Source organism: Streptomyces sp. NPDC002092, assembly GCF_053593775.1.
Map to the genome: position 1 here is coordinate 234,628 of NZ_JBSFDG010000015.1, position 26,795 is coordinate 261,422.

The following is a 26,795-nucleotide window of genomic DNA, read 5'->3' on the forward strand; positions in this document are numbered from 1 at the left end:
GCGGCCGCCCCTTACGTTGGTTTTCCGGACGCTCAGCTCCAGACGTTGCCCTGGTTCTGGGCCCGCGCCCCGTGCTGCCCCATGCCGTACTGCGCGGCGAGGCCCTGCCCGATCTGGGCGTTCTGCGGCGGCAGCAGCTCGCTGGGCTGGACGAGGGCGTAGCCGCTGCCCATGAAGCTGAGTTCCCAGCCCTCACCGGTGTTGCCGCGGCGCCGCCACACGCCCGAGGAGTGCGTCTGGGCCTGCATCTGGACGCGCAGCCCGGTCGACCAGGCGACGATCGCGTCGGCGTCGCAGTTGACGTACTTGTCGGGCGTCACCTGCATCATCAGCGGCGCGCCCGAGGTCATCAGGGCGACCTTGCCGCGGCCGGTGATGTTGAGCTGGTACTTCCCCGAGCCGGAGATGCCGTAGAGGCTGTCGACGGCGATGACCTCGTGGTGCAGCGAGGAGTCCATCGCGAGGACGTAGCTGCTGTCCACGGTCAGGCCGTCCTGCTCCACGTCCACCACATGGATGTGCTGGGCGAGGTTGGCGAAGTAGACCGTGCCCTGCCCGTGGCAGCGCATCAGGCTGAGGCCCTCGCCGGTGTGCGCACGCGCGCGTGCCTGCTGGTTGCTCCGGTACTCGGCGTCGAACTCGACGAGCCCCTGGTAGGCGACCATGGTGCCCTTGCGGGCCAGGATGTCGTCGTGGCCCTCCAGGGTGACGCGCAGCATCTGCTTGTTCTGCAGGCTGTAGCGCTCCTGGGACTGCGAGTCGTTGAAGGCGAAAAGCGGACTCTGCATGGTGTCTCTCGCTCCCCCTCAGCCCCGGAACCGCAGGCGGTCGGTGCTGTCCTCGCTGGGCTGGACGACGACGATGCCCTGACCGGAGAAGGCCATCTGGTAGGCCTCGCCGCTGCCGCGGCCGATCAGCGACTGCGCCTTGAAGCTGCGCTTGCCCTTCACCTTGAGGTTCGGGGACCAGGCGACGAGCGCGTCCGGGTCGACGTACGTCTCGTCCTCACCGCCGCCGCAGTCGACGACGATCGGCTTGCCCCGGGAGGTCAGCGCGACCCAGCCCTGCCCGGAGATCTTGGTGTTCCACAGTCCCTGACCGGCGAACTTCGCGAGCCCCTTGACCCGCTCGACTCCCCAGGTGAGGTGGGCGTCGAAAGCGAGCAGGTTGGTGGCGTTGACGGAGATCCCGTCGCCGTTGAGGTTGATCACGACGACGTTCGCGCCGTAGTCGGCGAGGTAGAGCAGTCCGTCGCCGGAGCACTTCATCAGGGGCGCGCCCTCGCCGGTGATCCAGTCACGGGCGATCTGGCGCACGGCAGGCGGGTTGGGCTCGTACTGGATGAAGCCCTCGTAGGCGATCATCGAGCCCACGCGCGCGAGGATGTCGTTCCCGGTCTGCATGGCGACCTTGAGCATGTGGTCGCCGTGGTTCTCCATACGGGCGGTGACGGGTGCGGGGGCGTAGCCCGCGAGTGGCTGGTTCATGACGGGCTCCCTCAGACCTCGTACGGCTGGACGACGATGAAGTTGCCGGGCGCGCCCCGGAACTGCAGGTTGACGCTCTCGCCGGTGTCGCCCGGGTAGGCGTTGCGGCGCATGCGGACCTGGCTGGAGACGATCACCTGGGAGGCGGCCGACCAGGCCACGACGGCGTTGGCGTCGGCGAACGTGGTCGGCGTGACCGGCAGCACCACGGGCGTGCCGTGCGTCTTGACGACGATGGTGCCGGTGCCCTGGAACTGCATCGTGAACAGCGCGCCCCCGGGGATGCCGTGTCCCTCGATGCGGCGGACCTCGTACTGGAGGCCCTCGTCGAAGGCGAGGACGCTCTCGGCGGAGACGCAGATCGCGTCGCCCTGGAGCTCGATGGGGTGCAGATAGGTGGCGTTCTCGGCGAGGAACACCTGGCCCTGGCCGGTGCAGCGCATCAACTGCATCTCCTGGCCGGTCGCGTTGCCCACGATCCGGCCCGCGAAGCCGGCGCCCTTGTAGCCGAAGTCGACCTTACCCTGGTAGAGCACCATGCTGCCCTGCCGGGCGAGCACCGGTTGGCCGCCCATGCCGAGGTCGACACGGATCAGCTTGCTGTTCTGCTGCGTCCAGCGCTGCCCGGTGGGTGTCTCCTTGAACATCTGCAGCGCCGCAGTCACCCCGGCGCCGCCCTGGGGGGCTCCCTGAGGCGCGCCGTAGGGCGCCTGCTGCCCCGGGACCTGCCCGAACGGGGGCTGCTGGCCGTAGCCGGGCGGCGGGCCCGGGGCGTGCGGGGCCTGCGGAGCCGGGGGCTGGGCGTAGCCGGGTGGCGGCGGTGCGCTCTGGCCGTACGGCTGCTGGGGCGGCTGGCCGTAGGGTGCGGGCGCCGGGGCGGGGGGCGGCACCTGGGCGCCGCCGGGCGGGGACATGGGCGCGATGATGGTGGGCGCGGCGTGCACATTCGGCGCGGGTGCGGGTGCGGGCGCGGGTGCCGGGGGCGGAGTCGGCGCCGGGGGCGGGGCGAAGCCCTGCGGAGCCGGGGCGGGCGCGGGAGCCGGGGCCGCGGGGGCGCCGAACGCGGGCGGGGCGAAGGCGGGAGCGGCTCCGGTCTGGGGCTGCTGCGGAGCAGGCGCCGCAGGTGCCTCCTCCTCCATGACCTCGCCGCCGAAGTTCTTCAGCAGCGCCTCGAGGCCACCGTCGAAACCCTGCCCGACGGCCGCGAACCGCCACACGTCCTTGAGGTAGAAGTCGCCCAGCATGACGGCCCGTTCGGTGGAGAACTCCGAGCCGTTGAAGGCGTACCGGGCCACCTCCTCGCCGCCCGCGACGATACGGAGGTATCCGGGGGCGATCTGCGACATCTGCCCGGCGCCGTCGATCGTCGCCGTGAACGACAGCTTCTGGATCTGCGCCGGGATCCGGTCGAGCGTGACCCGGAAGGACTCCGTGTCGCCCGCCTGGGCACCCAGCAGCTGAATGGACTCCTCGGGGGACTTCGGCTGGTTGAAGAAGACGAAGTAGCGGTCGTCCGAGAGCCGTTCGTCGGCGTCAAGACCGAAGCAGCTGATGTCGAAGGTCAGTCCGGGGCCGCTGATCTGCACGCCTACGTACAGATCGGTGCCCGCGGTGAGGTCACTGATCCTGGCCTTGTGGCCGCGTTGGAATTCCCTGGCCATGCGTAACGACCGTCCCCCATCCCGAATGCGAGTGCGTCGCGCCAGGTTAACGGCTAACTCGGACACCGGATGAAGTCGGTACGGACCCGGTACACAACCACCGCCCCACAGCGACCGTCACTCCCCGCGAGCCCCCGGCAGATGCGGCAACCGTTCGGCGGCGACCACTCCTTCGAGATACCCGCGGGCCCGTTCCGTGCGCGGATACGCCTCGAGGAGCCGCCAGAAGCGGGGACCGTGCCCCGGCACCAGCAGATGCGCGAGTTCATGGAGGAGGACGTAGTCGACGACATACTCGGGCATGCCCTGCAGCCGGTGCGACAGACGGATACTGCCCTCTGCGGGGGTGCATGACCCCCAGCGCGTGTTCTGATTGGTGACCCAGCGCACCGAGCTGGGCCGCGCGCGGCCGTCGAAGTACTGGACCGACAGCCGTTCGGCGCGTTCGGCCAGCTCGTCGTCACCGAGGACCCGTTTGCTCTCCTGGGCGGCCAGCTTGTCGAGCATGACCGTCACCCAGCGCTGTTCCTCCGCCTCGGACATCCGGGCAGGGATGAGTACGACGGTGCGATCGCCCTCGCGGTACGCGGAGACCGTCCTGCGTCGACGGGAGCTCCTGCGGACCTCGATCGCGCTCGCCCCCGAGCGGCTCGGCGGCTGGCTCGTCTTGCTGCGCTGTGGCATTCCGGCGCGGTGCAGTGGGTCGGCGGGCACGCCCCGACGTTACCCGCTGCACATGGGGGAAGTCCCGGCTCCTGGACGGTTCCGTCTCGATCCGCCACCAAGCGTTTGATTTGTACGACAAACATCCACCGCCTGTGGACAACTTTCGGCACCTGTCCGCCCGTCCGGGCATGCTGGTTCCCGCCGGCACAGCCACGACGGACCGTCGACCGACCATCGACCGCCCGCCGACCGAGCTCCACCGGCGGACGGGAATGTTCTACGAGGGCTACGGGGGCCTGTCATGGAAGCGATGGTTCCGCTCGCGCCGATCGTGAAGCCGGCGCTCAGGCGCGGCTGGCGCGATCTCAACACCGTGCAGTTCGGAATGGCACCGGCGCACGCCCTGACGCTGGGACCGGTGGACACGGCGACGGGCAGCTTTCTCGACCTGCTCAACGGCACCCGCGGACTGCCCCTCCTACGAGAGGAGGGACGCCGTATGGACCTGCCCGACGGTCACGTCGACAGACTGGTGGAGCGACTGGCACGCGCCGGCCTCCTGGACGACGCAAAGGGCGGCGGGCCGGCCGCAGACGCACTGCGCGCGAAGAAGGACGTCCTCGCCCGGCTGCGCCCGGACCTGGCCTCACTCTCCCTGACCACCACCGAACCGGGCGACGCCATCAGCCACCTGGCCGCGCGCCGCTCACTGCGGGTGCAGGTACGGGGTGCGGGCCGGGTCGGCTCGGTGCTGGCCTCACTGCTGGCGGGCGCCGGCATCGGGGAGGTCGATGTGCGGGACGTCGGCAAGGTCGAGGCCGGCGACGTGGCGCCGGGCGGCCTGCCCGCCGAGTCCATCGGCGACCGCAGGGACGAAGCCGCCCGGCAGGCCGTACGCCGATCCGCCCCGGACCGACCACCGCGCCGCAGCAACACGGTCCCACCCCCGGACGGCGAGCCCGGCTTCTCCCTGGTGATCCTCGCCCCACGCGACGACGTCGCCGTCCACGCCCCCGCCCCGTCCACCGCCGAACCCCTCATCGCCTCGGGTACGCCGCATCTGTACGCCGGCGTCGTGGAGGCCACCGGCGTCGTCGGACCCCTCGTCCTGCCCGGTGAGACGGGCTGCGCGGGCTGTCTGCACGAGGGCCGCACCGACCGGGATCCGGCCTGGCCGCGGCTGGTCGCGCAGTGGCGCTCCGGCACACCCCGCCAGGGCCGGCCGTGCGACCTTACGCTGGCCACGACGGTGGCCGGGCTCGCGGCAGCACACGCGCTCGCCTTCCTGGACGGCCGGGTCCCGACGAGTGCCGGAGCACGCTGGGAGGTGTCCCTGCCCGCTCTGACCTGGCATGCACGGCCGGTCTGGGCGCATCCGGCATGCCCCTGCGGGGCCGCGGACAAAGGTAAGGGAGAACACACCTCCGAGGACGAGGAGTCACACGAGACAATGAGGGGGCAACGGTCGCCGAAGGAGCTGTGCCGTACGGCACAAGCAGCGAGGCCGGCAGGGACTTGGAGGGCGCATGTCTGATCTTCCCCGCAAGGCGGTCACCCGGACCGCCAAGCTGGCCGCGCTCCCGCTCGGCTTCGCCGGACGGGCGACCTGGGGACTCGGCAAGCGGATCGTCGGCGAGTCCGCGGAGATCGTCGGCCGCGAGCTGCAACAACGCACGGCGGAGCAGCTGTTCAAGGTGCTCGGCGAGCTCAAGGGCGGAGCCATGAAGTTCGGCCAGGCCCTGTCCGTCTTCGAGTCGGCGCTGCCCGAGGAGGTCGCCGGCCCCTACCGTGCGGCGCTGACGAAGCTGCAGGAGGCTGCGCCGCCGATGCCGACCAGCACCGTGCACCGCGTGCTCGGTGAGCGGCTCGGCGAGGACTGGCCCGATCTTTTCCTCGAGTTCGAGGACAAGCCCGCCGCCGCGGCCTCGATCGGACAGGTCCACCGCGGGGTGTGGCACGACGGCCGCGGGGTGGCGGTCAAGGTACAGTACCCGGGTGCCGGCGAGGCCCTCCTGTCGGACCTGAACCAGTTGAGCCGTTTCGCCCGTCTACTGGGCCCGCTGATCCCCGGAATGGACATCAAGCCTCTGATCGCGGAGCTCAGGGACCGTGTCTCGGAGGAGCTGGACTACGGCCTGGAGGCCCAGGCCCAGCAGGCGCACGCCGAGGAGTTCACGGACGACCCGGACGTGGTGGTGCCGGGTGTGGTCCACCAGTGCGACCAGGTCCTGATCACCGAATGGATCGACGGCATCCCCCTCTCGGAGATCATCTCGGGCGGCACCCGGGAACAGCGGGACCGGGCCGGTCAGCTCCTGGCCCGCTTCCTCTTCTCGGGCCCGGCCCGCACCGGCCTGCTCCATGCCGATCCGCACCCTGGCAACTTCCGACTGCTGCCCGGCGGCCCCGGCGGCGAGGACGACTGGCGTCTGGGCGTACTGGACTTCGGCACGGTCGACCGCCTCCCGGGCGGCCTGCCGACCCCCATCGGCGACTCTCTGCGCATGACCCTCGACGGCGAGGCGGAGGCTGTCTATGAACTCCTCTGCGCGGAGGGCTTCGTCAAGGAATCCATCGAGCTGGACCCGAGCGCCGTCCTCGACTACCTCCTGCCGATCATCGAACCGGCCCTGGTCGACGAGTTCACCTTCACCCGCGGCTGGATGCGCAGCCAGGCGGCCCGCATCGCCGATCCCCGCTCCCCCGCCTACCAGCTGGGCAAGCAGCTGAACCTGCCACCGGCGTACCTCCTGATACACCGGGTGACCTTGAGCACCATCGGTGTCCTGTGCCAGCTGGGGTCGACGGTGCGACTGCGCGAGGAGTTGGAGGAGTGGCTTCCGGGGTTCGCGGAGGAAGCGACTGAGGAGCCGGCCGCGGAGGCTTGATCGAGGCTGCGCGGCCGGCCCCTACTGGGGGCTGCCGCGCCGAGGCTGCGGGCCAGGGGCTGGGGGCTGGCCGGCTGTGCCGCCTCGCTGTGCGCTGCGGGGCTGCGTTTCGGAGGGGTGGGGGGGCAGGGGCGGGGGGAGGCCCCAGAGGGACGTCTCACCACCGGGCGGAGTCCAGCCGCCCCTCGATCGCCCTGAGGTTCTCCCGCGAGCAGCCGTCGCAGAAATACTGCCGGGCGCCGTTTTCCACGGAGCAGGTCCAGGTGGGCTGCGGACCTCCCGCCCGGGCGCCGCAGCGGCCGCACACCAGGGGTTGGGGCTCCGCGGGGGAGCCTGAGTCGTCACTGCCTCCGGGAAGACTCGTCACCCGGTGACGATAACGCCGCGGTGGGTGGATCGCGGGCACAACGCACCGCGGGGGCCGGTCCGTTCGGACGGACCGGCCCCCGCGGGGAGCTACTGCCTCCCGGGTTCGGGAGGCCACCGCTTCAGGTGTGATCGGTTACTGCATGACCGCCATGGCGAGCGCGCGGCGGGCGCGCATCGAGGCGCGCTCGGCCCGGCGCTGCATCCGGCGGGCGGTCGCCAGGCGCACTGCCTGGCGTTCCCGCTCGGCCTCATGCAGTTGGTCGTGCATATGCGCACGAGCCAGGGCTTCTTGGAGGAGTTGCATCTCTCGGGTCCTGTTCTGACGCGAGCCCGTCGCGCCTGTGGTGGTGAAATCTTCGATCGCGGAGCCGGCGGGCTCGTTGGTGGACGGCTTCATCGGGGCCTGCTTCTTGGGGTCGTTCGTGAGGGGGCGGTCGATGGTTCCTGTGATGTTCATGCTGTGACCGGGTTCTTGCGCGGGCGGCCACGCGGCCGCTTCCGGGCAACGACGACACCCTGGACGAACAGCTCGCCACCCCAGACACCCCAGGGCTCACGCCGCTCCTTGGCGCCGGCGAGGCAGGCCTCGATCAGCGGGCAGGTGCGGCAGAGGGACTTGGCGTACTCGACGTCGGCCGGCGACTCGGCGAAGAAGACCTCCGGGTCGTAGGAGCGGCAGGGGACGGGTACGCCGAGGTTCTCGATGGCGTCGTCGAGCGCGGTGAGCGCAGTGAGCGGGATCAAGGTGGAGTCCTCCGTGAGGCCGGGCGGGGGGATCGTTTCGGAAGGCGGTACGGACGGGGCGTGCGCTTCGAGTTGCACGGTTCGTCTTCCTCGTCTGGTCGTTCCGGTCCTGTTGGACCGGGTGGCGGCTGGTACCGGGTTCAGCTCTTGTCCCGAGGCCCCTTCGCTCCGTCGTCCCCGTTCGGGGAAAACAGAAGGGCCGCGGATCCCGGATGGGGTTCCGCGGCCCTGAAGGCGCCGGCCTGATCGGCGATCAGGCTGGATCACTCCAGGGTTCTGGCCCACGGAAGGCCCACATCAGGTGGTGCTGCGTCGTCTGCTTCCGGTTTCCGGCACCGACCGCGGTAAAGGCATAGGCCTGCGCCTGTGCCACTACTGCTTCCAGTGCCTTGGTCGGTCGCTCATTGCGCTCACGGATGGGAAGACCCGCGAGAGAAACGGGGGTGGACGCCAGACGACCGGCAGGAATGCCGGACAGACCGGTGCCCTGGTTCGAGGCGCCGAGCATGCACGTGGAGACGACCGAGCGATCGGTCAGTTTGGCGGTGCTGATGGAGCTGGTGCTGATGCTGATCACTTCAATCGCCTCCTCTCGGCGTCTCGGGGGACTGAGGGTGAGCCAGTCCGACGGATATGCAAGTAGAGCACGGAATCAGGGCCTCCGAGAAGGCCTCCGTCCCCGTGGCTAAGAACCTATGGGGATTGCTGGGGCATGCGCAAACTATTTTTTCGACGAGTTTGAATCAGTCCCCTTCGTCCTGTTCTCCGGGTTCGCGACCTGCGCAGAGGGCCAGGACATCGGCGCCGTAGCGGTTGAGCTTGCGTACGCCGACTCCGGGGATCCGCGCCAGTTCGCCCTCCTCGTCGGGGGCGGCCTCGGCGATGGCCATCAGTGTCTTGTCGGTGAAGATGCAGAAGGCGGGTTGTCCGCTGCGCTGCGCCTGGTCCGCGCGCCACTCGCGCAGTCGCTCGTAGAGGCCCTCGTCCATGTCGGTGGGGCAGTCCTCGCAGCGCATCAGTTTCATCTCGCCGGCGTCGGTGAGCGTGCGCCCGCAGACCCGGCAGCGGGCCGGGGTGCGCTGTGTGCGCCGGGGTACGGCGTCCGGTCTGCTGGTGAAGCCCCGCTCGACTCCCCCTGCGCCGCTCGCGGCGGTCCGGCCGACGGTGGCGGTGGAGCCCGGTCGCAGGCCGTCCAGGAAGCGGCTGGGACGGCGGTTGGGGCGGCCGCCGGGTGAGCGGGACAGTGACCAGGAGACGTGGAGGCGCTCCCTGGCCCGGGTGACGCCGACGTAGAGGAGGCGGCGTTCCTCCTCGATCTGCTCGTCGGTCTTGGCGTAGGTGATCGGCATCATGCCCTCGGCGACGCCGACCAGGAAGACGACGTCCCATTCGAGGCCCTTGGCGGAGTGGAGGGAGGCCAGGGTGACGCCCTGGACGGTGGGGGCGTGCTGGGCGCCCGCGCGTTCGTCGAGTTCGGCGACGAGGTCGCCGAGGGTGGCGGCGGGTTTGGCGGCGGCGAAGTCGTGCGCGAGGTTCACGAGGGCGGCGAGGGAGTCCCAGCGCTCTCGGACCGCGCCGGAGCCTGCTGGGGGCTGGGGGGTCCAGCCTTCTCCGGAGAGCACGGCGCGTACCTGGGAGGGCAGGTCCACGGCGTCGTCGAGGAGGGAGTCGTTGCCGCCGAAGCGTGCCGCGCCGCGCAGGGCGACGCCTGCCTTGCGTACCTCGGGGCGGTCGAAGAACCGCTCGGCGCCGCGCAGCTGGTAGGGGATTCCGGCGTCGGCGAGGGCTTGTTCGTAGGTCTCGGACTGGGAGTTCGTCCGGAACAGGATGGCGATTTCGCTGGCGGGGACGCCGGCGTCCATGAGTTCGCGGATGCGGCGGGCGGCGCCTTCGGCTTCGGCGGGTTCGTCGGTGTACTCGGTGTAGCCGGGTTCGGGGCCCGGGTCGCGTTGTGAGATCAGTTCGAGGCGGTGGTCGGCTGCGCGGCCTCGGGCCTGGGCGAGGAGGCCGTTGGCGAGATGGACGACCTGGGGGGTGGAGCGGTAGTCGCGGACGAGTTTGACGACGGTGGCTCCGGGGTGGCGGGTGCGGAAGTCGAGGAGGTGGTCGGGGGTTGCTCCGGTGAACGAGTAGATCGTCTGGCTGGCGTCGCCTACGACGCACAGGTTGTCCCGTTCGCCGAGCCAGAGTTCGAGGAGTCGCTGTTGGAGGGGGCTGACGTCCTGGTACTCGTCGACGACGAAGTGCTGGTACTGGGAGCGGACCTGGTCGGCGATGTCGTGCCGGTCCTGGAGGATGGCGACGGTGAGCAGCAGGACGTCCTCGAAGTCGATGACGGAGCGGTCCCGTTTGAGGTCTTCGTAGACGGAGTAGAGCTGGGCGATCTCGGCCGGGTCTCGGGGGGTGTCGCGGCCGGCCTTGGCGGTGGCGGGGGCGTAGTCGGCGGGGACGGTCTGGGTGACCTTGGACCATTCGATTTCGGCGGTGACGTCCCGCAGTTCGCCGCGGTCGAGGCGGATGCGGCAGGCGGCAGCCGCGTCGGCGACGAGTTGGATCTTGCGGTCGACGAGCCGGGGCATGGAGCCGCCGACTGCTTTCGGCCAGAAGTACTGGAGCTGGCGCAGGGCGGCCGAGTGGAAGGTGCGGGCCTGGACTCCGCCGGCGCCGAGGTGGCGCAGTCGGCCGCGCATCTCGCCGGCGGCGCGGTTGGTGAAGGTGACGGCGAGCACGCTGGAGGGCTGGAGGATTCCGGCGCGGACTCCGTAGGCGATGCGGTGGGTGATCGCTCGGGTCTTGCCGGTTCCGGCGCCGGCCAGTACGCACACCGGTCCGCGCAGGGTGGTGGCCACCTCGCGCTGTTCGGGGTCGAGCCCTTCGAGCACGGCATCGGGTGTGTCCGGTACCTGCGGGAAGAGCGTGGAGTGCGTTGCTGCTGTCACATGGCCATGCTGCCAGGTCGTCGGAGACGGGTGCGTTGGTTGTCCACAGGCAGGTACCTGTAGTCGTACTAATGCGGCAGGCGTCACGTCGGGTGCGGTGGCGCGGGTGGGAATGGTGGCTGTTTCAAGTACGTTCCATCACTGCGACCAAGCATCCCCGAGCAGCTGAGGAGCGCGAGAGACATGCCGGGCACTGTGACGATGTACAGCACGACGTGGTGTGGCTATTGCCGTCGGCTGAAGAGCCAGATGGACCGTGAGGGCATCGCGTACAACGAGATCAACATCGAGCAGGACCCGGATTCCGCGGCGTTCGTGGAGAAGGCGAATGGCGGAAACCAGACGGTGCCGACGGTGCTGTTCCCGGATGGTTCGACGCTGACGAATCCGTCGCTGGCGCAGGTGAAGCAGAAGATCGGCGCGTAGGCGCTGCACGGTTTTGTTCGGAGGGCGGTTCCTGGGTCGGCTCAGGAACCGCCCTCTTGTGGTTTGTCCCACACTGCGGTGTAGCGCCACAGCAGTCGGCGGCGGAAGCGGCAGCCGGGCAGCAGGCGGTGTGCCGCTTTGCGCGCCTCGGCCCAGTGCATGGCGGAGTCCTTGACGGGCATGCCCTCCGGGCCCCGTTTGCCGCCGTGCAGTCGTGCGTTCAGCAGGCTTGCGGGCAGGCCGCAGCCGCTGATCACCCAGTCCAGGGCGGTGTGGTTGTACGCCATCCCGACGATCATCAGTCGGCCGCCGGGGGCGAGCAGTCGTACCAGGCCCCGCACGGCGTCCTCGAACGGTGCGTGGTGGACCACGGCGACGGCGCTGACGAAGTCGTACTTGCCCTCGGGGAGGGTGTCGTCGAGGTAGTCGCCCTCCTGGAATGTGACGTTCTGCGGCGTCTGCTCGCGCGCGAGCCGGATCATTTCCGGTGAGCGGTCCACGCCTGTCACCGATTCGGCTTTGTGTGCCAGTTTGCGTGCGAGCAGCCCGTCGCCGCATCCGACGTCCAGGGCGGTCCGGCAGCCGTCGGGGACGGCTGCGAGGACGACGGGGTGGTAGTGGACGTTGTGGTTCCAGTACGGGTCTGTCATCGCGGCGTCCGGTTCAGACGAAGCTCCTCGTCGGCAGGGGCTTGCCGTACCACATCTCGATCAGGCGGGCGGCGATGGAGATGCCGTAGGGGGGCAGTACGTCGCCGGCTTCGAAGGCGGCGCCCAGTTCGTCCCGGGAGAACCAGCGGGCTTCGTGGATCTCGTCGCCGTCGACGTTGATCTCGGTGGAGGTGGCGCGGGCCATGAAGCCGAGCATGAGGCTGGACGGGAAGGGCCAGGGCTGGCTGGCGACGTACTCGACCGCGCCGACGGTGATGCCGGCCTCCTCGAAGACCTCGCGGCGCACCGACTGCTCGATGGACTCGCCGGGTTCGACGAAGCCGGCGAGCGTGGAGAAGCGGCCTTCGGGCCAGTGGACCTGGCGACCGAGCAGGATGCGGTCCTCCTCGTCGGTGACGGCCATGATCACGGCGGGGTCGGTGCGCGGGTAGTGCTCGGCGCCGCAGGCGGAGCAGCGGCGGATGTGGCCGGCGGCGGCGATGACCGTGCGTTCGCCGCAGCGGGAGCAGAAGCGGTGGGTGCGCTGCCAGTTCTCCAGGCCCACCGCGTGCACCATCAGGCCCGTGTCGCGGGGGGACAGCAGGAGGCCGGCCTCGCGCAGGCCCGCGGGGCGTGCGGACTGGTCGATGCGGCCGGGCAGGGCGTCCTTCTGGAGGGCGAAGTAGCTGACGCCTTCCTCGTCGGTGCCCAGGAAGTAGCGGTGCGCCTCCGTCAGCGGTGCCTCGAAGGAGGGCGTCATGACGAGCTCGGTCCGGCCGTCGGGCGTCTCGTCGATGAGGACCTGGCCGCCGGAGACCACGAAGCAGCGGGTCGTGGGGTGGCTCCATGCCGCCGCGAGCCAGGCCTCGTCGAGGCGGTGGTGGGCGGCGCGGTCGATGCCGCTGGGGGCGGTGAGGGAGATGGGGCGGTCGGCGGTGTGGTCGGTCCAGGTGGTCACGGGTGCTTCCAACTCCCCCAGTGGAACGGATTGTTTTGGCGGGCGGTACGGCGGTACGGACGGCGGGAGGCGAACGGATCCGGCAGGGCTGGGCGGTGCGGGGCGGCCCTTTCAGTGTGCCCCGCGCTCGGTGCCGCTACGGACGGCGCGGGGCGCTCAGGGTGCATGGCGCCAGGTGTCGGCGAGGTCGGCCCACAGGTGTGCGCTGGTCTCGACGCCTTTGAGGAGCAGGTCGAGTTCCACTTTCTCGTTCGGTGCGTGCCAGCCGTCGGAGGGGACGGAGATGCCCAGGAAGAGCACGGGTGCTCCGAGGACTTCCTGGAGGTCGGCGGCGGGTCCGGAGCCGCCCTCGCGGGTGAAGCGGACGGGCTTGTCGAAGGCGCGGCCCATCGCGCGGGCGACGGACTGCAGGGCGGGGTGGTCCAGCGGAGTCAGGCACGGGCGGGTGGCCGCGGCGAACGTGATCTCGTACCGGATCCCGGCGGGCACCTGTTCGGCGGCCCAGCTGCGGACGGCCTTCTCGATGTGGTCGGGGTCCTGGCCCGCGACCAGGCGGAAGGAGAGCTTCACCAGGGCCGTGGACGGGATGATCGTCTTGCTGCCGGGGCCCTGGTAGCCGCCGCCGATGCCGTTGACCTCGGCGGTGGGGCGGGCCCAGATGCGCTCCAGGGTGGTGTGTCCGGCCTCGCCGTGGGTGGCGTACGACTTGGCGGTGCGCAGCCACTGCTGCTCGTCGAAGGGCAGTTCGGCGAAGAGTTCACGCTCGCGGTCGGTGAGTTCGACGATGCCGTCGTAGAAGCCGGGGATCGCCACGCGTGCGTGCTCGTCGTGCAGGGCGGCGACCAGGCGGGCGGCGGCGGTGGCCGGGTTGGGGACGGCGCCGCCGAAGGAGCCGGAGTGGATGTCCTGGTCGGGGCCGGAGAAGTGGATCTCGCACTCGGCGAGGCCGCGCATGCCGGTGCACACGGTGGGGGTGTCCTCGGACCACATGCCGGTGTCGGAGACGATCACGGCGTCGGCGGCGAGCCGGTCGGCGTGCTGTTCGACGAGGGTGCGGAAGTTCGGTGAGCCGGACTCCTCCTCGCCCTCGATCAGCAGCTTCAGGTTGACTGCGGGGGCGGTGCGGCCGGTGGCGGCGAGGTGGGCGCGGACGCCGAGTGTGTGGAAGAACACCTGGCCCTTGTCGTCGGCGGCCCCGCGCGCGTGGAGACGGTTTCCGCGGACGACGGGTTCGAACGGGTCGCTGTCCCAGCCGTCCTCGCGGGCGGCGGGCTGCACGTCGTGGTGGCCGTAGACGAGGACGGTGGGTGCCGCGGGGTCGGTGGCGGGCCACTCGGCGAAGACGGCCGGGGCGCCCGGTGTCTCCCAGACCTCCGCGGTGGTGAAGCCGGTGTCCTTGAGTTTGGCGGCGAGCCAGTCTGCGCTGCGTCGTACATCGGGTGCGTGGTCGGGCTGGGCCGACACGGACGGGATGCGCAGCCACTCGGCGAGGTCGTCGAGGAAGGCGGCGCGGTGCTGCTCGATGTACGTACGGACGGCGCTGACGGCACTGTCAACGGGCTGGCTCATGGTCACGAGCCTATCGGCCCGCACTGACATCCTCGGTGGGCGGTTCCTCACAGTTTGCTTCCGCGGCCGGCTCGTCCAGCAGCAGCCGCTCCAGTGCGGCCCGGTCCGGCAGGCCGTCCGGTCGTACAACCTCACCAGTGCGTACGTAGAGGAACGCGGCGTTGACGGATTCCAGGGGCACGCCCTGCTGCTCGGCCCAGGCGAGCCGGTAGAGGGCGAGCTGGAGGGGGTCGGCGGTGCGCGAGCGGCTGGTCTTCCAGTCGACGATCTCGTACGTCGTCCCGTTGCAGTCGTCGCCTTTGTAGACGGCGTCGATGCGGCCCCGGACGACACGGCCGGCGATGGCGAGCTGGAAGGGCGCTTCGACGCGGTGGGGTGTGCGGTGGGCGTACTCGGTGCGTTCGAAGGCGTCCTTGAGGGCTTCCAGCTCGCGTTCGTCGGCGATCTCGGTCTCGCTGCCGGGCAGTTCTTCCGGCTCCAGCATCGGAAGGGTCAGTTCTTCGAAGCGGGTCTCGACCCAGGCGTGGAAGCGGGTGCCCCGGCGTGCGGCGGGTTGCGGGGGGCGCGGCATGGGGCGTGCGAGTTCCTGCGCGAAACCGTCCGGGTCCGTGGCCAGGCGCAGCACCTGGGAAGCGGTGAGGGACGCCGGGAGGGGGACGTCCGTGACGGCCGCCCGGGCGCGCAGGAGTTCGCCGGTGAGGGCGTCGAGGTCGCGGTCCCAGGAGGCGAGGGTGCGGGCCTCCTCCGGGGTGAGGCGGGTGGGAGCGGCGGGTCGCCCAGGGGTGGTGCGGGCGCGCTCGGCACCGGCTTTCGGTGTGGGGGGGTGCGGGCGTGCGCCCTGGTTGCCGGTTTCCTCCGGAGCCGCTGCCTGGTGCGGGACGGTCGGGCGGGCCGTGGACCAGGCGTCCCAGTCGGCCGGGTTCTCCTCGGCGAAGGGATCTTCCTCGGCGAACGGTTCCGTTTCGGCGAACGGGTCCCCCTCTTCGTACGGCAGGTCCTCGTCGTCCGGTGGCGGGGGCCACTCCGGGTCGTCGTGGCTGTCCGGGTCGTGCGTGGCGGCCGGGTGGCCGTCCTCGTGGGAGGCGAGGTCCTCCAGGTGGGCGAGGACCGTTTCGGCGGCCGTCCGGCGCCGTGCCAGGGATGCCTCGTCCAGGGGCAGGGGCCAGACCTGGTCGGCGCTCGCCGTGTGCAGGGCGGGGTTCTCCTCGCCCTCGGCGGGTTCGTCCGCCCACGCCTCGATCTCGCCGTATCCGGCCGCGCAGTGGTCGTGGAGCGCCTGGAGGAAGTCGGACGGGCCGCGGGGCTTCTTCTGGGTGGGGCCCCACCAGTGGCCGGAGCCGAGGAGGAGGGAGCGGGGGCGGGTGAAGGTGACGTAGCCGAGGCGGAGTTCCTCGGTGTGCTGGTGTTCCTTCATGGCCTCCTGGAAGGCCTTGAGGCCCCGGGAGTCCCAGGAGTCGACGTCGGGCAGGGTGTCGGCGTCGCCGCGCAGTTCGTGCGGCAGGACCTTGCCCTGGGCGGTCCACTTCTCGCGGCCCTGGGTGCTGGGGAAGGTGCCGGTGACCAGGCCGGGGACGGCGACGACGTCCCACTCCAGGCCTTTGGACTTGTGGGCGGTGAGGACCTTCACGGTGTTCTCGCCCCCTGGGAGGGCATTGTCGAGGCCCTTCTCGTACTGGGCGGCGGTGCGCAGGAAGGCCAGGAAGGCGAGCAGGGTGGCCTCGCCGTCGCCGGCGGCGAAGGAGGCGGCGATGTCCAGGAAGTTGGAGAGGGTCTCTCGGCGGCGGGCGGCCAGGGCGTGCGGGGATGCCGACAGCTCCACTTCCAGGCCTGTGACGGCGAGGACCCGGTGCAGGACGTCCATGAGCGGGTCGGCCAGCGAGCGGCGCAGGTCGCGCAGTTCGGCGGCCAGGCGGGCGAACCGCACGCGCGCGTCCGGGGAGAAGGGCAGCCCGTCGTCCTCCTGTTCGGCGTCGAGCGGCATCTCCAGGAACGTGTCCAGGGCGTCCGCGAGCGAGGTCACCTCGGAGGGGTCGACCCCCTCGACGGCTTCGGCGAGCCGGCGGTCCGGGTCGTCCTGGTCGCCCACGCGCGCGTGGGCGACCAGCAGCCGGGCGCGGCGCCCCAGGAGGGCGAGGTCGCGGGGGCCGATGCGCCACCGCGGGCCGGTCAGCAGGCGGACCAGGGAGGCGTTGGCGCCGGGGTCCTGGAGGACCTCGCAGACGGCGACCAGGTCGGCGATCTCGGGCAGGTGCAGCAGCCCGGACAGGCCGACCACCTCGACGGGGACGTCCCGGGCGACGAGCGCACCCTGGATCTCGGCGAAGTCGGTTGCCGTGCGGCACAGGACGGCGATCTCACCGGGCGCCTTCCCGGTGTTGACGAGGTGGGCGATGGAGTCGGCGATCCAGTCGATCTCCTCGGCGTGGGTGGGCAGCAGCGCACAGCGCACGATGCCGTCGCGTTCGGCGCCGGGGGCCGGGCGGAGGGCCTCCACGCCCGCGTGCATGGCGCGCAGGGGCTCCGCCAGGCCGTTGGCGAGGTCGAGGAGACGGCCGCCGCTGCGGCGGTTCTCGCTCAGTGCCTGGCGGGTCGCCGGGCGGCCGCCGGGGTGCGCGAAGTGCTCCGGGAAGTCGTCCAAGTTGGCGACGGAGGCGCCGCGCCAGCCGTAGATCGCCTGACAGGGGTCGCCGACGGCGGTCACGGGATGGCCGGTTCCGTCGCCGAACAGGCCCGCCAGAAGGATGCGTTGGGCGACCGAGGTGTCCTGGTACTCGTCGAGGAGGACCACACGGAACTCGTCACGCAGGATGCGGCCCACCTCGGGGATGCGGGCGAGCTGCGCGGACAGGGCGATCTGGTCGCCGAAGTCGAGGAGGTCGCGCTCGCGTTTGGCGGCGCGGTAGCGGACCACCAGGTCGGCGAGTTCACGGCGGGCGGCAGCGGCTTCGGGGACCTTGCGCAGGTCGGCGTTGGTGAGCTTGGCGCCCTCCAGGGCGCGCAGCAACCCGGTGTCGTACGCGCGCAGATCCTCGGGCCGTACGAGGTGCTCGGCGAGTTCGGCGTCGAGGGCGAGCAGGTCGCTGACCAGGTCCGCGAAGGAGCGGGTGAGCGCCGGGTAGGGGCCCGGGGCCTCGCGCAGCACGCGCGCTGCGAGCTGGTAGCGGGTGGCGTCGGCGAGCAGACGGGCGGTCGGTTCGAGGCCGATGCGCAGGCCGTGGTCGGTCAGGAGGCGGCCCGCGAAGGCGTGGTACGTCGAGATCACGGGCTCGCCCGGCGGATTGTCCGGGTCGATGACGTCCGGGTCGGTGACGCCCGCCTTGACGAGCGCCTTGCGGACGCGCTCGGCGAGTTCACCGGCCGCCTTGTTGGTGAAGGTGAGACCGAGGACCTGCTCGGGGGCGACCTGCCCGGTGCCGACCAGCCACACCACGCGTGCCGCCATCACCGTCGTCTTGCCCGATCCGGCTCCGGCCACGATCACCTGCGGGGCGGGCGGCGCGATGATGCAGGCCGTCTGCTCCGGGGTGAACGGAATCCCGAGGAGCTCCTTGAGCTGATCGGGATCGGTGATACGGGGCGGCACGTCAGAGAGGCTAGCGGCGGCCACTGACAGTGGAGGCCCGATCGGCCTGCGGGCGGGCAGAAGCGCAGGTCAGCACGAGTGGTGGGGTCGATCACACAGGGTCCGGAAGATCGCACGCGTCACTCGACCACGTGTCGCCCTTCCGGTCTCGCACTGCAGGACGCCTGGAAGGCGCAGTGTGCACAGTGCTGGCCGGCGCTGGGCGTGAACCGTTCGTCGAGGACCTTCCCGGCGGCATTGGCAAGCAGCTCGCCGACCCACTCCCCCGCCTGGCCCTCGACGGGGTCCTGGGCCTGCACCTTGGGCAGGGTCTCGCCGCCGTCGCGCCGGGCGGCGCCCTGGCGCAGCTGGACCAGTTCGGCGCCGCCGGGTTCGGGACGCACGCCGTCGAAGGCCTCGTCGACGGCGCCTTCGCGCACGGCGAGCTGGTAGACGGCGAGCTGGGGGTGGCGTGCCACCTCGCGGGCGGTGGGCGCCTGTTTGCCGGTCTTGAAGTCGACGACGTAGGCGCGGCCTTCCCCGTCGGCCTCGACGCGGTCCATGGAGCCACGGATGCGGACCTCGTAGTCGCCCGCTTCGAGGGTGACGTCGAAGCCGTGCTCGCTGGCCACCGGAGTGCGGCCGGTGCGATCCATGACGTGCCACTTCAGGAAGCGTTCGAGCGCCACGCGCGCGTTCTCCTTCTCCTGCGCCGACTTCCAGGGCGCGTCGAAGGCGAGTGCGTTCCACACGGAGTCGAGGCGTTCCATGAGGACGGCGAGGTCGGCGGGGGTGTGGCCGGAGGCGACCTCGTCGGCGAGGACGTGCACCACGTTGCCGAAGCCCTGGGCTGCCGTCGCGGGCGCGTCGGCCTTCACCTCGCGGCCCAGGAACCACTGCAGGGCGCAGGTGTTGGCGAGCTGGTCGAGGGCGCTGCCCGAGAGCACGACGGGCTGGTCGCGGTTGCGCAGCGGCACCTTGCTCTCGGTCGGCTCGTACATGCCCCACCAGCGGTAGGGATGTGCGGACGGGACGAGTGGGCGGCCGTCCTCGTCGGCGAGCGCGGCGAGCCGGGCCAGGCGGTGGGCGGCGGCCTCCCTGAGGGTGTCCGAGACGCGCGGGTCGACGGTGGTGGCGCGTAGTTCGGCGACGAGCGCCGCGACGGACAGCGGGCGGCGCGGGCGGCCCGTGACGTCCCTGGGTTCGACGCCGAGTTCGGTGAGGAAGCGGGAGGGCTGGTCACCGTCGTCCGCGGGGGCCTTCACGGCGGTGACGACGAGACGTTCACGCGCGCGCGTGACGGCCACGTAGAACAGGCGGCGTTCCTCCGCGAGCAGCGCGCCCGGGGTGAGCGGTTCGGCGAGTCCGTCGCGGCCGATACGGTCGGCCTCCAGGAGGGAGCCCCGGCGGCGCAGGTCCGGCCACAGCCCCTCCTGCACGCCCGCGACGACGACCAGGCGCCACTCCAGGCCCTTGGAGCGGTGCGCGGTCATCAGGCGTACGGCGTCGGGGCGCACGGCACGCCGCGTGAGGGTGTCGGCGGCGATGTCCTCGGCCTCGATCTCCTCCAGGAAGTTGAGGGCGCCCCGGCCGCCGGTGCGCTCCTCCGCGCGCGCGGCGGTCGCGAACAGTGCGCACACGGCGTCCAGGTCGCGGTCGGCGTTGCGCCCGGCGGCGCCGCCGCGCCGCGCGGATCGCTCCAGGCGGGCCGGCCAGGGCGTGCCGTCCCACAGGTCCCACAGGGCCTCTTCGGCCGTGCCGCCGCTCGCGAGGCGCTCGCGGGCGGCGCGCAGCAGTGCGCCGAGCCGCTGGGCGCCCCGCGCGTACGCGGGGTCGTGGGCGACGAGGCGCTCCGGCTCGGCCAGCGCCCGGGCGAGCAGCACGTCCGAGGGCGGCGGCAGCAGATTGCCCGCGGCCCGCTCCTCGTCGCGCAGGGCACGCCCGAGGCGGCGCAGGTCGGCGGCGTCCATGCCGGCCAGGGGGGAGGCCAGCAGGGTCAGGGCGGTTTCGGTGTCGAGCCAGCACGCGGCCGTCCCGGGCTCTTCGGAGACGGCCCCCGGGGAGACGGCTTCTTCGGAACCGTCCTCCTCGGGCAGGGCGCCTTCGGAGGCGGGCTCGGCACCTGCGGCGTCCGCCACTTCGGTCCGCGTCGCCTCCGCCTCGGCCACCGCCCGCAGTGCCGTCAGCAGCGGCGCCACGGCCGGTTCATGCCGCAGCGGCAGGTCGTCACCGTCGATGTCCAGGGGCACGCCCGCCGCGGTGAGCGCGCGGCGGACCGTGGGAATCGTGCGTGATCCGGCCCGTACCAGAACGGCCATCTCACGCCAGGGGACGCCGTCCTCCAGATGTGCCCGGCGCAGGATGTCGGCGATGTTGTCCAGCTCCGTGCCGGGCGTCGGGTACGTGTACACCTCGACGCGGCCGCCGTCCCGCACCGGAGCGAGGTCGCGATGCGCGCGTACCTTCTCGGCCGGGAGCCGGGTGAGCGGCATGCGCTGGGTGAGCAGCCGGGTCGCGGCGAGCAGGGCGGCACCGGAGCGGCGCGACGTGCGCAGGACCTCGACGGGCGCGGGGCGGCCGTCCGCGCGCGGGAAGGCGGCCGGGAACTCGAGGATGCCGCCCACGTCCGCACCGCGGAACGCGTAGATCGACTGGTCGGGGTCACCGAAGGCGACGAGGGTGCGGCCGCCGCCTGCGAGGGCGTGCAGCAGCCGTACCTGGGCGGCGTCCGTGTCCTGGTACTCGTCCACGTAGACGGCGTCGTAGCGCGCGGCGAGCCGCTCGGCGGCCTCGGGGCGGCGGGCGAGGAGGACCGCGCGGTGGACCAGTTCCGCGTAGTCGAGCACGCCCTGCAGGTCGAGCACGTCGAGGTACTCGGCGAGGAAGGTGGCCGCGGCGCGCCAGTCGGGGCGGCCGGTGCGGCGGGCGAAGGCGTCCAGGGCGCCGGGTCCCAGGCCCAGCTCGCGGCTTCGGGCGAGGACCGCGCGGACCTCGTCGGCGAAGCCCCGGGTGGTCAAGCAGGCCCGCAGTTCGTCGGGCCAGCGCACATGTGCGAGGCCGAGCCGCTCCAGGTCCGCCTGGCCCGCCAGCAGTTCACGGACGGTCACGTCCTGCTCGGGGCCGGACAGCAGCCGCAGCGGCTCCACGAACAGGTCGTTGTCCTGGTGGGCGCGGACCAGGGCGTAGCAGAACGAGTGGAAGGTGGTCGCCTGGGGCGCGCGTGCCGCTCCTATGCGCAGTGCCATGCGGTCGCGCAGTTCGACGGCCGCCTTGCGGCTGAACGTCAGCACCAGGATGCGCGCGGGGTCCCCGCCACGGGCGATCCGCGCCGCCACGGACTCGACGAGCGTGGTGGTCTTGCCGGTGCCCGGACCTGCGAGGACGAGCAGCGGTCCGGCCTCGTGGTCAACCACGGAGCGCTGTGGCGCGTCAAGACGAGGGGGATCCTGCCGGATCGGCGGGGTACGCAGCAGTCGGTAGGCGCCACGGCCCCCCTGTCGCACCTGGGGGTGCGACAGGCGCCTGGTGGAGGAAGAGGAGCTCACGTGGTTCGCCGGTCCTGGTGGTTGTGCTGGTCGTCGGACCACCGCGCGTGCAGGGCGGTGGTCGGGAGGTGAGGGGGGCGCGTGCAGCCGACGCTACGCCGACGCAGATTGCGGAAGCAGGGCTTCCGCTTCTTCCCTCGCGGCACGCGTACCCCGCAGGCCCCTCGCCCCACGAACGTACGCCATGCCACAAACGTGCCCCTCGTCCCCCGTACGGATCACGGGTCACACACCGGCCCGTCCCATGGCGGAAGCTTTCAGGTGTGACCGTCTGCGCGTTCGCCGCCGTCCCATCGCGCCCGCCTCATGTCGAGGCGCGGCAGGTGGCCCTCGGCGGTCCTGCTCGCCTCCTTCAGGGGGGTGCCCTCGGCGCGGTAGTGATCGAGAGCACGCAGTTCGTGCCCCGGGAGCAGGGCGCCGTCCGCGCGCACGACGCGCCACCACGGGACGGCTCCCCCGTAGAGGGCCATCACCCGGCCCACCTGACGGGGCCCGCCCTGCTCCAGCCATTCGGCGACGTCCCCGTACGTCATGACACGCCCGGGCGGGATCAGTTCGGCGACCTCGAGTACCCGCTCGGCGTACTCCGGCAGCGCGTCCGTGTGCCCCGGGCCGGCGTCCCACGGAAGGCTCTCCTCGCTCATCCGGCCCATCCTGCCGCATGCCACCGACAGCGTGACGCGCTCGCAACGATGCGTATCCCTCGCCCCCGGGCGGCGCTTCCGGCAGACTGTGCGCCCCCGCTCTTGCACCCTGATGCCCCCGTGTGTCGGTGGAGCATGCCACCATCATGCGGGCGGTGACCGGTGATACGAGACCAAGAAGAGACGATGAAGCAGCAGGGTGCGCACCCAGAGGACGCCGAGAGCACCTCTGACGCTTCGTCGCGCCCCGGCACCGGCTCGGGCACCGACGGCAAGGACACCGTTTCGAAGGACGTCGGCACGGGCAAGGACGGCTTCCTGGACGAGGCCCACATCGACGAGGTCGAGGGCGACGAACCGCTGCTCCCCGCGCGCGTGCACCGTCCGTCGGACCTCATGCGCCTCCTGGTGGGCGTGCTCGGGATCATCCTGCTGCTGGCGATCGCCGCGTTCGCCCACGGCACCACCTCGGGCCTCGAACAGGACATCAACAAGGGCACCGGGCAGGCGCCCGATCTGCTCATCAAGATCGCCGGCCTGGCCTCCAGCATCGCGATCCTGCTGGTACCGGTCGCGTTCGCGATCGAACGGCTGATCAAGCGCGACGGGCTGCGCATCGCCGACGGCGTCCTCGCGGCGGTCCTCGCGCACGGAGTGACTCTCGCCACAGACCTCTGGGTCGCCAAGGCCGCCCCCGGCTCCATCCAGGAGGCGCTCACCCAGCCCTCCCCCGGCGACATCCACGCCCTGACCGACCCGGTGCACGGCTATCTCGCGCCGGTCATCGCGTACATGACGGCCGTCGGCATGTCACGGCGGCCGCGCTGGCGCGCTGTGCTGTGGACGGTGCTGCTCCTCGACGCGTTCTCCATGCTCGTCTCCGGCTACACGACACCGTTCTCGATCATCCTGACGGTGCTGATCGGCTGGACAGTGGCCTACGGGACGCTGTACGCGGTCGGCTCGCCCAATGTCCGCCCCACCGGACGGACGCTGATGGCGGGCCTGCGGCACGTCGGGTTCCGCCCGGTGACCGCGTCACGCGAGGAACTCCCGGAGACACCGGAGACCGGCGACCGCGGACGGCGCTACTTCGTCACACTGGAGGACGGCCCGCCCCTGGATGTGACGGTCGTCGACCGCGAACAGCAGGCGCAGGGCTTCTTCTACCGCGTGTGGCGCAATCTGACGCTGCGCGGCTTCGCCACCCGCAGCAGCCTCCAGTCGCTGCGCCAGGCACTGGAGCAGGAGGCCCTGCTCGCCTACGCGGCGATCGCGGCCGGCGCGAACGCGCCCAAGCTGATCGCGACCTCCGAGCTCGGTCCCGACGCCGTGATGCTCGTCTACGAGCACACCGGCGGGCGCACCCTCGACACCCTCGCGGACGAGGAGATCACCGACGAGCTGCTGCACGACACCTGGCACCAGGTACGCGCACTGCAGTCCCGGCGCATCGCACACCGCAGGCTGGTGGGCGACGCGATTCTGGTGGATCGTTCCGGCACGGTCATCCTCACCGACCTGCGCGTCGGCGAGATCGCGGCCGGTGATCTGCTGCTGCGCATGGACATCTCGCAGCTCCTGGTGACGCTCGGGCTGCGGGTGGGCGCCGAGCGCGCGGTGGCGTCGGCGGTGGGTGTGCTCGGCCCGGACGACGTGGCCGACTGCCTGCCGATGCTGCAGCCCATCGCGCTCAGCCGCACCTCCCGCGCGACCCTGCGCAAGCTGGCCCGGGAACGGGCCCAGCGCGAGCGGGAGGCGGTCCTGGAGGCGTCCCGGCAGGCCAAACAGGTCCGCTTGGAAGAGGCCCCGGACGAGACCGGCCCCGTACTCGAAAAGCCCGGCAAGAAGGCCGTACGCGCTGAGCAGCGGGCCGAGAAGCGGGCGATCGACGAGGCCATCGACGAGGCGCGCGAGGAGGACCTGCTCACGCAGATCCGGCACCAGGTGTTGTTGATCAGGCCGCAGGCGCCGGTCGAGCCGGCCCGGCTCGAGCGGGTACGGCCGCGGACGCTGATCAGTTTCATCGCCGGCGCCATCGGCGCGTACTTCCTGCTGACGCAGCTCACCCACATCGAGTTGGGTCCTCTGGTCGCCAACGCGCAGTGGGGCTGGGTCGTCGCAGCAGTGCTGTTCTCGGCGCTGAGCTACGTCGCGGCGGCCATGGCCCTGCTCGGATTCGTGCCGGAGCGGGTGCCGTTCCTGCGGGCCGTGGCGGCCCAGGTCGCCGGGTCGTTCGTCAAGATCGTCGCGCCGGCCGCGGTGGGCGGTGTCGCCCTCAACACCCGCTTCCTGCAGCGCGCGGGGGTGCGCCCGGGGCTCGCGGTGGCGAGCGTCGGCGCCTCGCAGCTGTTCGGGCTCGGCTGCCACATCCTGATGCTGCTGTCGTTCGGCTATCTGACCGGCACCGAGAAGACGCCGTCCCTGTCGCCGTCCCGGACCGTCATCGCGGGTCTGCTGACGGTGGCCGTGCTCGTCCTCGTCGTCACCTCGGTGCCGTTCCTGCGGAAATTCGTCTCCACGCGCGTGCGGTCGCTTTTCGCCGGTGTCGTGCCGCGCATGCTGGACGTGCTGCAACGGCCGCAGAAGCTCGTCACCGGCATCGGTGGCATGCTGCTGCTGACCGCCTGCTTCGTGATGTGCCTGGACGCCTCGATCCGCGCCTTCGGCCAGGCAGGGACCTCGCTCAGCATCGCCAGCGTCGCCGTGGTCTTCCTGGCCGGCAACGCGCTCGGCTCCGCGGCCCCGACCCCGGGCGGCGTGGGCGCCGTGGAGGCGACCCTGACGGTCGGCCTGATCGCCGTGGGCCTCCCCAAGGAAGTGGCGGCCCCCGCCGTGCTGCTGTTCCGGCTGCTGACCCTGTGGCTGCCCGTGCTGCCGGGCTGGCTGGCCTTCAACCAGCTGTCACGCAAGGGTGCGCTGTAGTACGAAGACCGTAGCCGGCCTACCTCTTACGGCCCGTGTCCCGAGCGCCCACGCGCGCGTGACGACAGGATGGGAGCATGCCGAACCCTTTTCGCCCGCGCGCGGCCGCCCTGACCGCCACCCTCCTGCTGCTGTCCTCCGTGCTGGCGGGCTGCAGCGGCAGTTCCAAGGACGCCAAGGACGGGGACCTGTCGGCCCAGAAGCTCGACTGGAAGGACTGTCCGGCCCCGTCCGCGGCGGAAGGCGGCGGCAACGCCCCGTCGCCTCTGCCGAACGGCGGCCAGTGGCAGTGCGCCACCATGCAGGCGCCCCTCGACTGGGCGAAGCCCAAGGGCGACACGATCGGCATCGCGCTGATCCGGGCGAAGACCAGCGGCGACAGCAGCAAGCGCATCGGCTCGCTCGTCTTCAACTTCGGCGGTCCCGGCGGCTCGGGCGTCACCACGCTGCCCGCCTTCGGCCAGGACTACGCGAAACTGCGCACCCGCTACGACCTGGTCAGCTTCGACCCGCGCGGCGTCGGCAGCAGCGCCCCCGTGAAATGCGAGAACGACCAGCAGCTCGACGCGTACTTCCAGCAGGACGCGACCCCCGACGACGCCGGCGAACGCACCGCATACCTGGACAACACCAAGAAGTTCAACACGGCCTGTGAGAAGAACTCCAAGAAGGTGCTGCCCCATGTGCGCACCACCGACGCGGCCCGTGACATGGACCTCATGCGGCAGGTCCTCGGCGACGACAAGCTGTACTACTTCGGCATCTCGTACGGCACCGAACTCGGCGGTGTCTACGCCCACTTGTTCCCGAAGAAGGTGGGCCGCGCCGTACTGGACGCGGTCGTCGACCCGACGCAGAACGCCGAGCAGAGCTCGCTCGGACAGGCCAAGGGCTTCCAGCTCGCGCTCGACAACTTCGCCGCGGACTGCACGTCGAAGGCCGGTGCCTGCCCGATCGGCGACACCCCGCAGGACGTGAAGGACCGTATCGCCAAGCTGCTCAAGGATCTCGACGCGAAGCCGATCTCCGGCATCCTCCCCCGCCGGCTGACCCAGACCGCCGCGACCAACGGCATCGCGCAGGCCCTGTATTCCAAGGACTACTGGCAGTACCTCACCGAGGGCCTGCAACAGGCGTACAGCGGCGACGGCAAGGTCCTCATGGCCCTGTCCGACTCACTGAACGGGCGCAGCGAGAACGGCGAGTACAGCAACATCACCGCCGCCAACATCGCCATCAACTGCGCCGACGAGAAGCCCCGTTACAGCACGGCCTACGTGGAGCAGAAACTGCCCGAGTTCCGGGCCGCCTCACCGCTGTTCGGCGACTTCCTGGCCTGGTCCATGCTGAGCTGCACCGACTGGCCCGTCGCGGGGGCCGCCGACCATCCGGACGTGAGCGCGCCGGGGGCCGCGCCGATCCTCGTCGTGGGCAACACCGGCGACCCGGCCACCCCGTACGAGGGTGCGAAGAAGATGGTGGACGCGCTGGGCAAGGGCGTCGGCGTGGAGCTGACGTACAAGGGGCAGGGGCACGGCTCCTACGACAGCAAGAACAAGTGCGTGCAGGCCGCGGTGAACGGCTATCTGCTGGACGGGAAGGTCCCGGCGGCCGGCACCGTCTGCTCCTGAGACCTGACGCGGCTTGTGGTAAAGCAGCAGGTCAGGAGGTTATCCACAGGCTCCGGCAGGTCTTCCTTGATCCGCCTACGATGGCCTGACAGCCGTCTGCTGCTCGATGCGGACGGCCCGTGAGGGGGGAC

The 26,795-nt window shown here is 71.3% G+C and carries 20 protein-coding genes; 5 read left to right on the top strand and 15 right to left on the bottom strand.

What is annotated here, in order from left to right; genetic code table 11:
- Nucleotides 1–32: 32 nt before the first annotated feature.
- The 4 genes from ACWCRD_RS32100 to ACWCRD_RS32115 form a co-directional block, all read right to left on the bottom strand.
- Entirely contained in the window at nt 33–788 is a 756-nt protein-coding gene (locus tag ACWCRD_RS32100) for an AIM24 family protein (protein WP_099931192.1), read from the bottom strand.
- A gap of 18 nt (nt 789–806) precedes the next feature.
- Nucleotides 807–1,487 carry an AIM24 family protein gene (locus ACWCRD_RS32105; RefSeq protein ID WP_030929135.1) on the bottom strand — a complete coding sequence of 227 codons (681 nt, stop codon included), beginning with the start codon at nt 1,485–1,487 and terminating at the stop codon, nt 807–809.
- Between the two features lie 11 nt (nt 1,488–1,498).
- The gene (locus ACWCRD_RS32110; RefSeq protein WP_450969243.1) at nt 1,499–3,148 is read right to left on the bottom strand and encodes a TerD family protein; all 1,650 of its coding nucleotides are present in this window, start codon (nt 3,146–3,148) and stop codon (nt 1,499–1,501) included.
- A 117-nt stretch (nt 3,149–3,265) separates the two neighbouring features.
- Nucleotides 3,266–3,862: a M48 metallopeptidase family protein gene (locus ACWCRD_RS32115; RefSeq protein ID WP_450969244.1), complete on the bottom strand. Its 597-nt coding sequence runs from the start codon at nt 3,860–3,862 to the stop codon at nt 3,266–3,268.
- Between the two features lie 253 nt (nt 3,863–4,115).
- Between ACWCRD_RS32115 and ACWCRD_RS32120 the strand changes: the two genes are divergently transcribed.
- Together ACWCRD_RS32120 and ACWCRD_RS32125 are read left to right on the top strand one after the other, a co-directional pair.
- Nucleotides 4,116–5,348, top strand: coding sequence for a TOMM precursor leader peptide-binding protein (locus tag ACWCRD_RS32120; protein ID WP_450969245.1), 1,233 nt, complete (start codon nt 4,116–4,118; stop codon nt 5,346–5,348).
- Nucleotides 5,341–6,702: an ABC1 kinase family protein gene (locus tag ACWCRD_RS32125; protein ID WP_450969246.1), complete on the top strand. Its 1,362-nt coding sequence runs from the start codon at nt 5,341–5,343 to the stop codon at nt 6,700–6,702. The genes ACWCRD_RS32120 and ACWCRD_RS32125 overlap by 8 nt, the downstream gene beginning before the upstream one ends.
- Before the next feature lie 157 nt (nt 6,703–6,859).
- Here ACWCRD_RS32125 and ACWCRD_RS32130 read toward each other — a convergent pair whose 3' ends face one another.
- The 5 genes from ACWCRD_RS32130 to ACWCRD_RS32150 all read right to left on the bottom strand — a co-directional run bounded on the left by ACWCRD_RS32130 (nt 6,860) and on the right by ACWCRD_RS32150 (nt 10,754).
- A complete protein-coding gene (locus ACWCRD_RS32130; RefSeq protein ID WP_450969247.1) occupies nt 6,860–7,069 on the bottom strand; it encodes a hypothetical protein in 210 nt (69 codons plus the stop codon).
- Nucleotides 7,070–7,204: 135 nt separating this feature from the next.
- Nucleotides 7,205–7,528 (bottom strand): hypothetical protein, encoded by a 324-nt coding sequence (locus tag ACWCRD_RS32135; protein ID WP_450969248.1) that lies wholly within the window; start codon nt 7,526–7,528, stop codon nt 7,205–7,207.
- Nucleotides 7,525–7,893, bottom strand: a complete 369-nt coding sequence (locus ACWCRD_RS32140; protein WP_010984500.1) for a WhiB family transcriptional regulator — start codon at nt 7,891–7,893, stop codon at nt 7,525–7,527. The genes ACWCRD_RS32135 and ACWCRD_RS32140 overlap by 4 nt, the downstream gene beginning before the upstream one ends.
- A gap of 175 nt (nt 7,894–8,068) precedes the next feature.
- Entirely contained in the window at nt 8,069–8,392 is a 324-nt protein-coding gene (locus tag ACWCRD_RS32145; RefSeq protein WP_450969249.1) for a hypothetical protein, read from the bottom strand.
- A gap of 166 nt (nt 8,393–8,558) precedes the next feature.
- Nucleotides 8,559–10,754 (bottom strand): ATP-dependent DNA helicase UvrD2, encoded by a 2,196-nt coding sequence (locus ACWCRD_RS32150; RefSeq protein WP_450969250.1) that lies wholly within the window; start codon nt 10,752–10,754, stop codon nt 8,559–8,561.
- A gap of 183 nt (nt 10,755–10,937) precedes the next feature.
- On the opposite strand from ACWCRD_RS32150, the gene ACWCRD_RS32155 reads away from it, so the two are divergent.
- Entirely contained in the window at nt 10,938–11,180 is a 243-nt protein-coding gene (locus ACWCRD_RS32155) for a mycoredoxin (protein WP_115906059.1), read from the top strand.
- 41 nt (nt 11,181–11,221) lie between these two features.
- Here ACWCRD_RS32155 and ACWCRD_RS32160 read toward each other — a convergent pair whose 3' ends face one another.
- The 6 genes from ACWCRD_RS32160 to ACWCRD_RS32185 all read right to left on the bottom strand — a co-directional run bounded on the left by ACWCRD_RS32160 (nt 11,222) and on the right by ACWCRD_RS32185 (nt 22,108).
- Nucleotides 11,222–11,830 (bottom strand): class I SAM-dependent methyltransferase, encoded by a 609-nt coding sequence (locus ACWCRD_RS32160; protein WP_450969251.1) that lies wholly within the window; start codon nt 11,828–11,830, stop codon nt 11,222–11,224.
- 13 nt (nt 11,831–11,843) lie between these two features.
- Nucleotides 11,844–12,788 carry an NAD(+) diphosphatase gene (gene nudC, locus ACWCRD_RS32165; protein ID WP_450969252.1) on the bottom strand — a complete coding sequence of 315 codons (945 nt, stop codon included), beginning with the start codon at nt 12,786–12,788 and terminating at the stop codon, nt 11,844–11,846.
- 156 nt (nt 12,789–12,944) lie between these two features.
- On the bottom strand, nt 12,945–14,357 hold the full coding sequence (locus ACWCRD_RS32170) for a dipeptidase (protein WP_450969253.1): 1,413 nt from the start codon (nt 14,355–14,357) through the stop codon (nt 12,945–12,947).
- A gap of 10 nt (nt 14,358–14,367) precedes the next feature.
- Nucleotides 14,368–17,940, bottom strand: a complete 3,573-nt coding sequence (locus ACWCRD_RS32175; RefSeq protein ID WP_450969254.1) for a UvrD-helicase domain-containing protein — start codon at nt 17,938–17,940, stop codon at nt 14,368–14,370.
- Between the two features lie 119 nt (nt 17,941–18,059).
- Nucleotides 18,060–21,464: an ATP-dependent helicase gene (locus tag ACWCRD_RS32180; RefSeq protein ID WP_450969255.1), complete on the bottom strand. Its 3,405-nt coding sequence runs from the start codon at nt 21,462–21,464 to the stop codon at nt 18,060–18,062.
- A 257-nt stretch (nt 21,465–21,721) separates the two neighbouring features.
- Nucleotides 21,722–22,108, bottom strand: coding sequence for an MGMT family protein (locus ACWCRD_RS32185; protein ID WP_450969256.1), 387 nt, complete (start codon nt 22,106–22,108; stop codon nt 21,722–21,724).
- Between the two features lie 186 nt (nt 22,109–22,294).
- Here ACWCRD_RS32185 and ACWCRD_RS32190 point away from each other — a divergent pair, with 186 nt between their 5' ends.
- Together ACWCRD_RS32190 and ACWCRD_RS32195 are read left to right on the top strand one after the other, a co-directional pair.
- Nucleotides 22,295–25,033: a lysylphosphatidylglycerol synthase domain-containing protein gene (locus ACWCRD_RS32190; RefSeq protein ID WP_450969257.1), complete on the top strand. Its 2,739-nt coding sequence runs from the start codon at nt 22,295–22,297 to the stop codon at nt 25,031–25,033.
- A gap of 77 nt (nt 25,034–25,110) precedes the next feature.
- On the top strand, nt 25,111–26,664 hold the full coding sequence (locus ACWCRD_RS32195; protein ID WP_450969258.1) for an alpha/beta hydrolase: 1,554 nt from the start codon (nt 25,111–25,113) through the stop codon (nt 26,662–26,664).
- The last annotated feature ends 131 nt before the right edge of the window (nt 26,665–26,795 follow it).

Excerpts from the sequence above, each read along its gene's own strand:
- ACWCRD_RS32135 (WP_450969248.1), bottom strand. The coding sequence starts at position 7,528 with ATGAACATCACAGGAACCATCGACCGCCCCCTCACGAACGACCCCAAG.
- ACWCRD_RS32160 (WP_450969251.1), bottom strand. The coding sequence starts at position 11,830 with ATGACAGACCCGTACTGGAACCACAACGTCCACTACCACCCCGTCGTC.
- ACWCRD_RS32195 (WP_450969258.1), top strand. The coding sequence starts at position 25,111 with ATGCCGAACCCTTTTCGCCCGCGCGCGGCCGCCCTGACCGCCACCCTC.
- ACWCRD_RS32100 (WP_099931192.1), bottom strand. The coding sequence starts at position 788 with ATGCAGAGTCCGCTTTTCGCCTTCAACGACTCGCAGTCCCAGGAGCGC.
- ACWCRD_RS32110 (WP_450969243.1), bottom strand. The coding sequence starts at position 3,148 with ATGGCCAGGGAATTCCAACGCGGCCACAAGGCCAGGATCAGTGACCTC.
- ACWCRD_RS32155 (WP_115906059.1), top strand. The coding sequence starts at position 10,938 with ATGCCGGGCACTGTGACGATGTACAGCACGACGTGGTGTGGCTATTGC.
- ACWCRD_RS32120 (WP_450969245.1), top strand. The coding sequence starts at position 4,116 with ATGGAAGCGATGGTTCCGCTCGCGCCGATCGTGAAGCCGGCGCTCAGG.
- ACWCRD_RS32185 (WP_450969256.1), bottom strand. The coding sequence starts at position 22,108 with ATGAGCGAGGAGAGCCTTCCGTGGGACGCCGGCCCGGGGCACACGGAC.
- ACWCRD_RS32125 (WP_450969246.1), top strand. The coding sequence starts at position 5,341 with ATGTCTGATCTTCCCCGCAAGGCGGTCACCCGGACCGCCAAGCTGGCC.
- ACWCRD_RS32190 (WP_450969257.1), top strand. The coding sequence starts at position 22,295 with ATGAAGCAGCAGGGTGCGCACCCAGAGGACGCCGAGAGCACCTCTGAC.
- ACWCRD_RS32170 (WP_450969253.1), bottom strand. The coding sequence starts at position 14,357 with ATGAGCCAGCCCGTTGACAGTGCCGTCAGCGCCGTCCGTACGTACATC.
- ACWCRD_RS32105 (WP_030929135.1), bottom strand. The coding sequence starts at position 1,487 with ATGAACCAGCCACTCGCGGGCTACGCCCCCGCACCCGTCACCGCCCGT.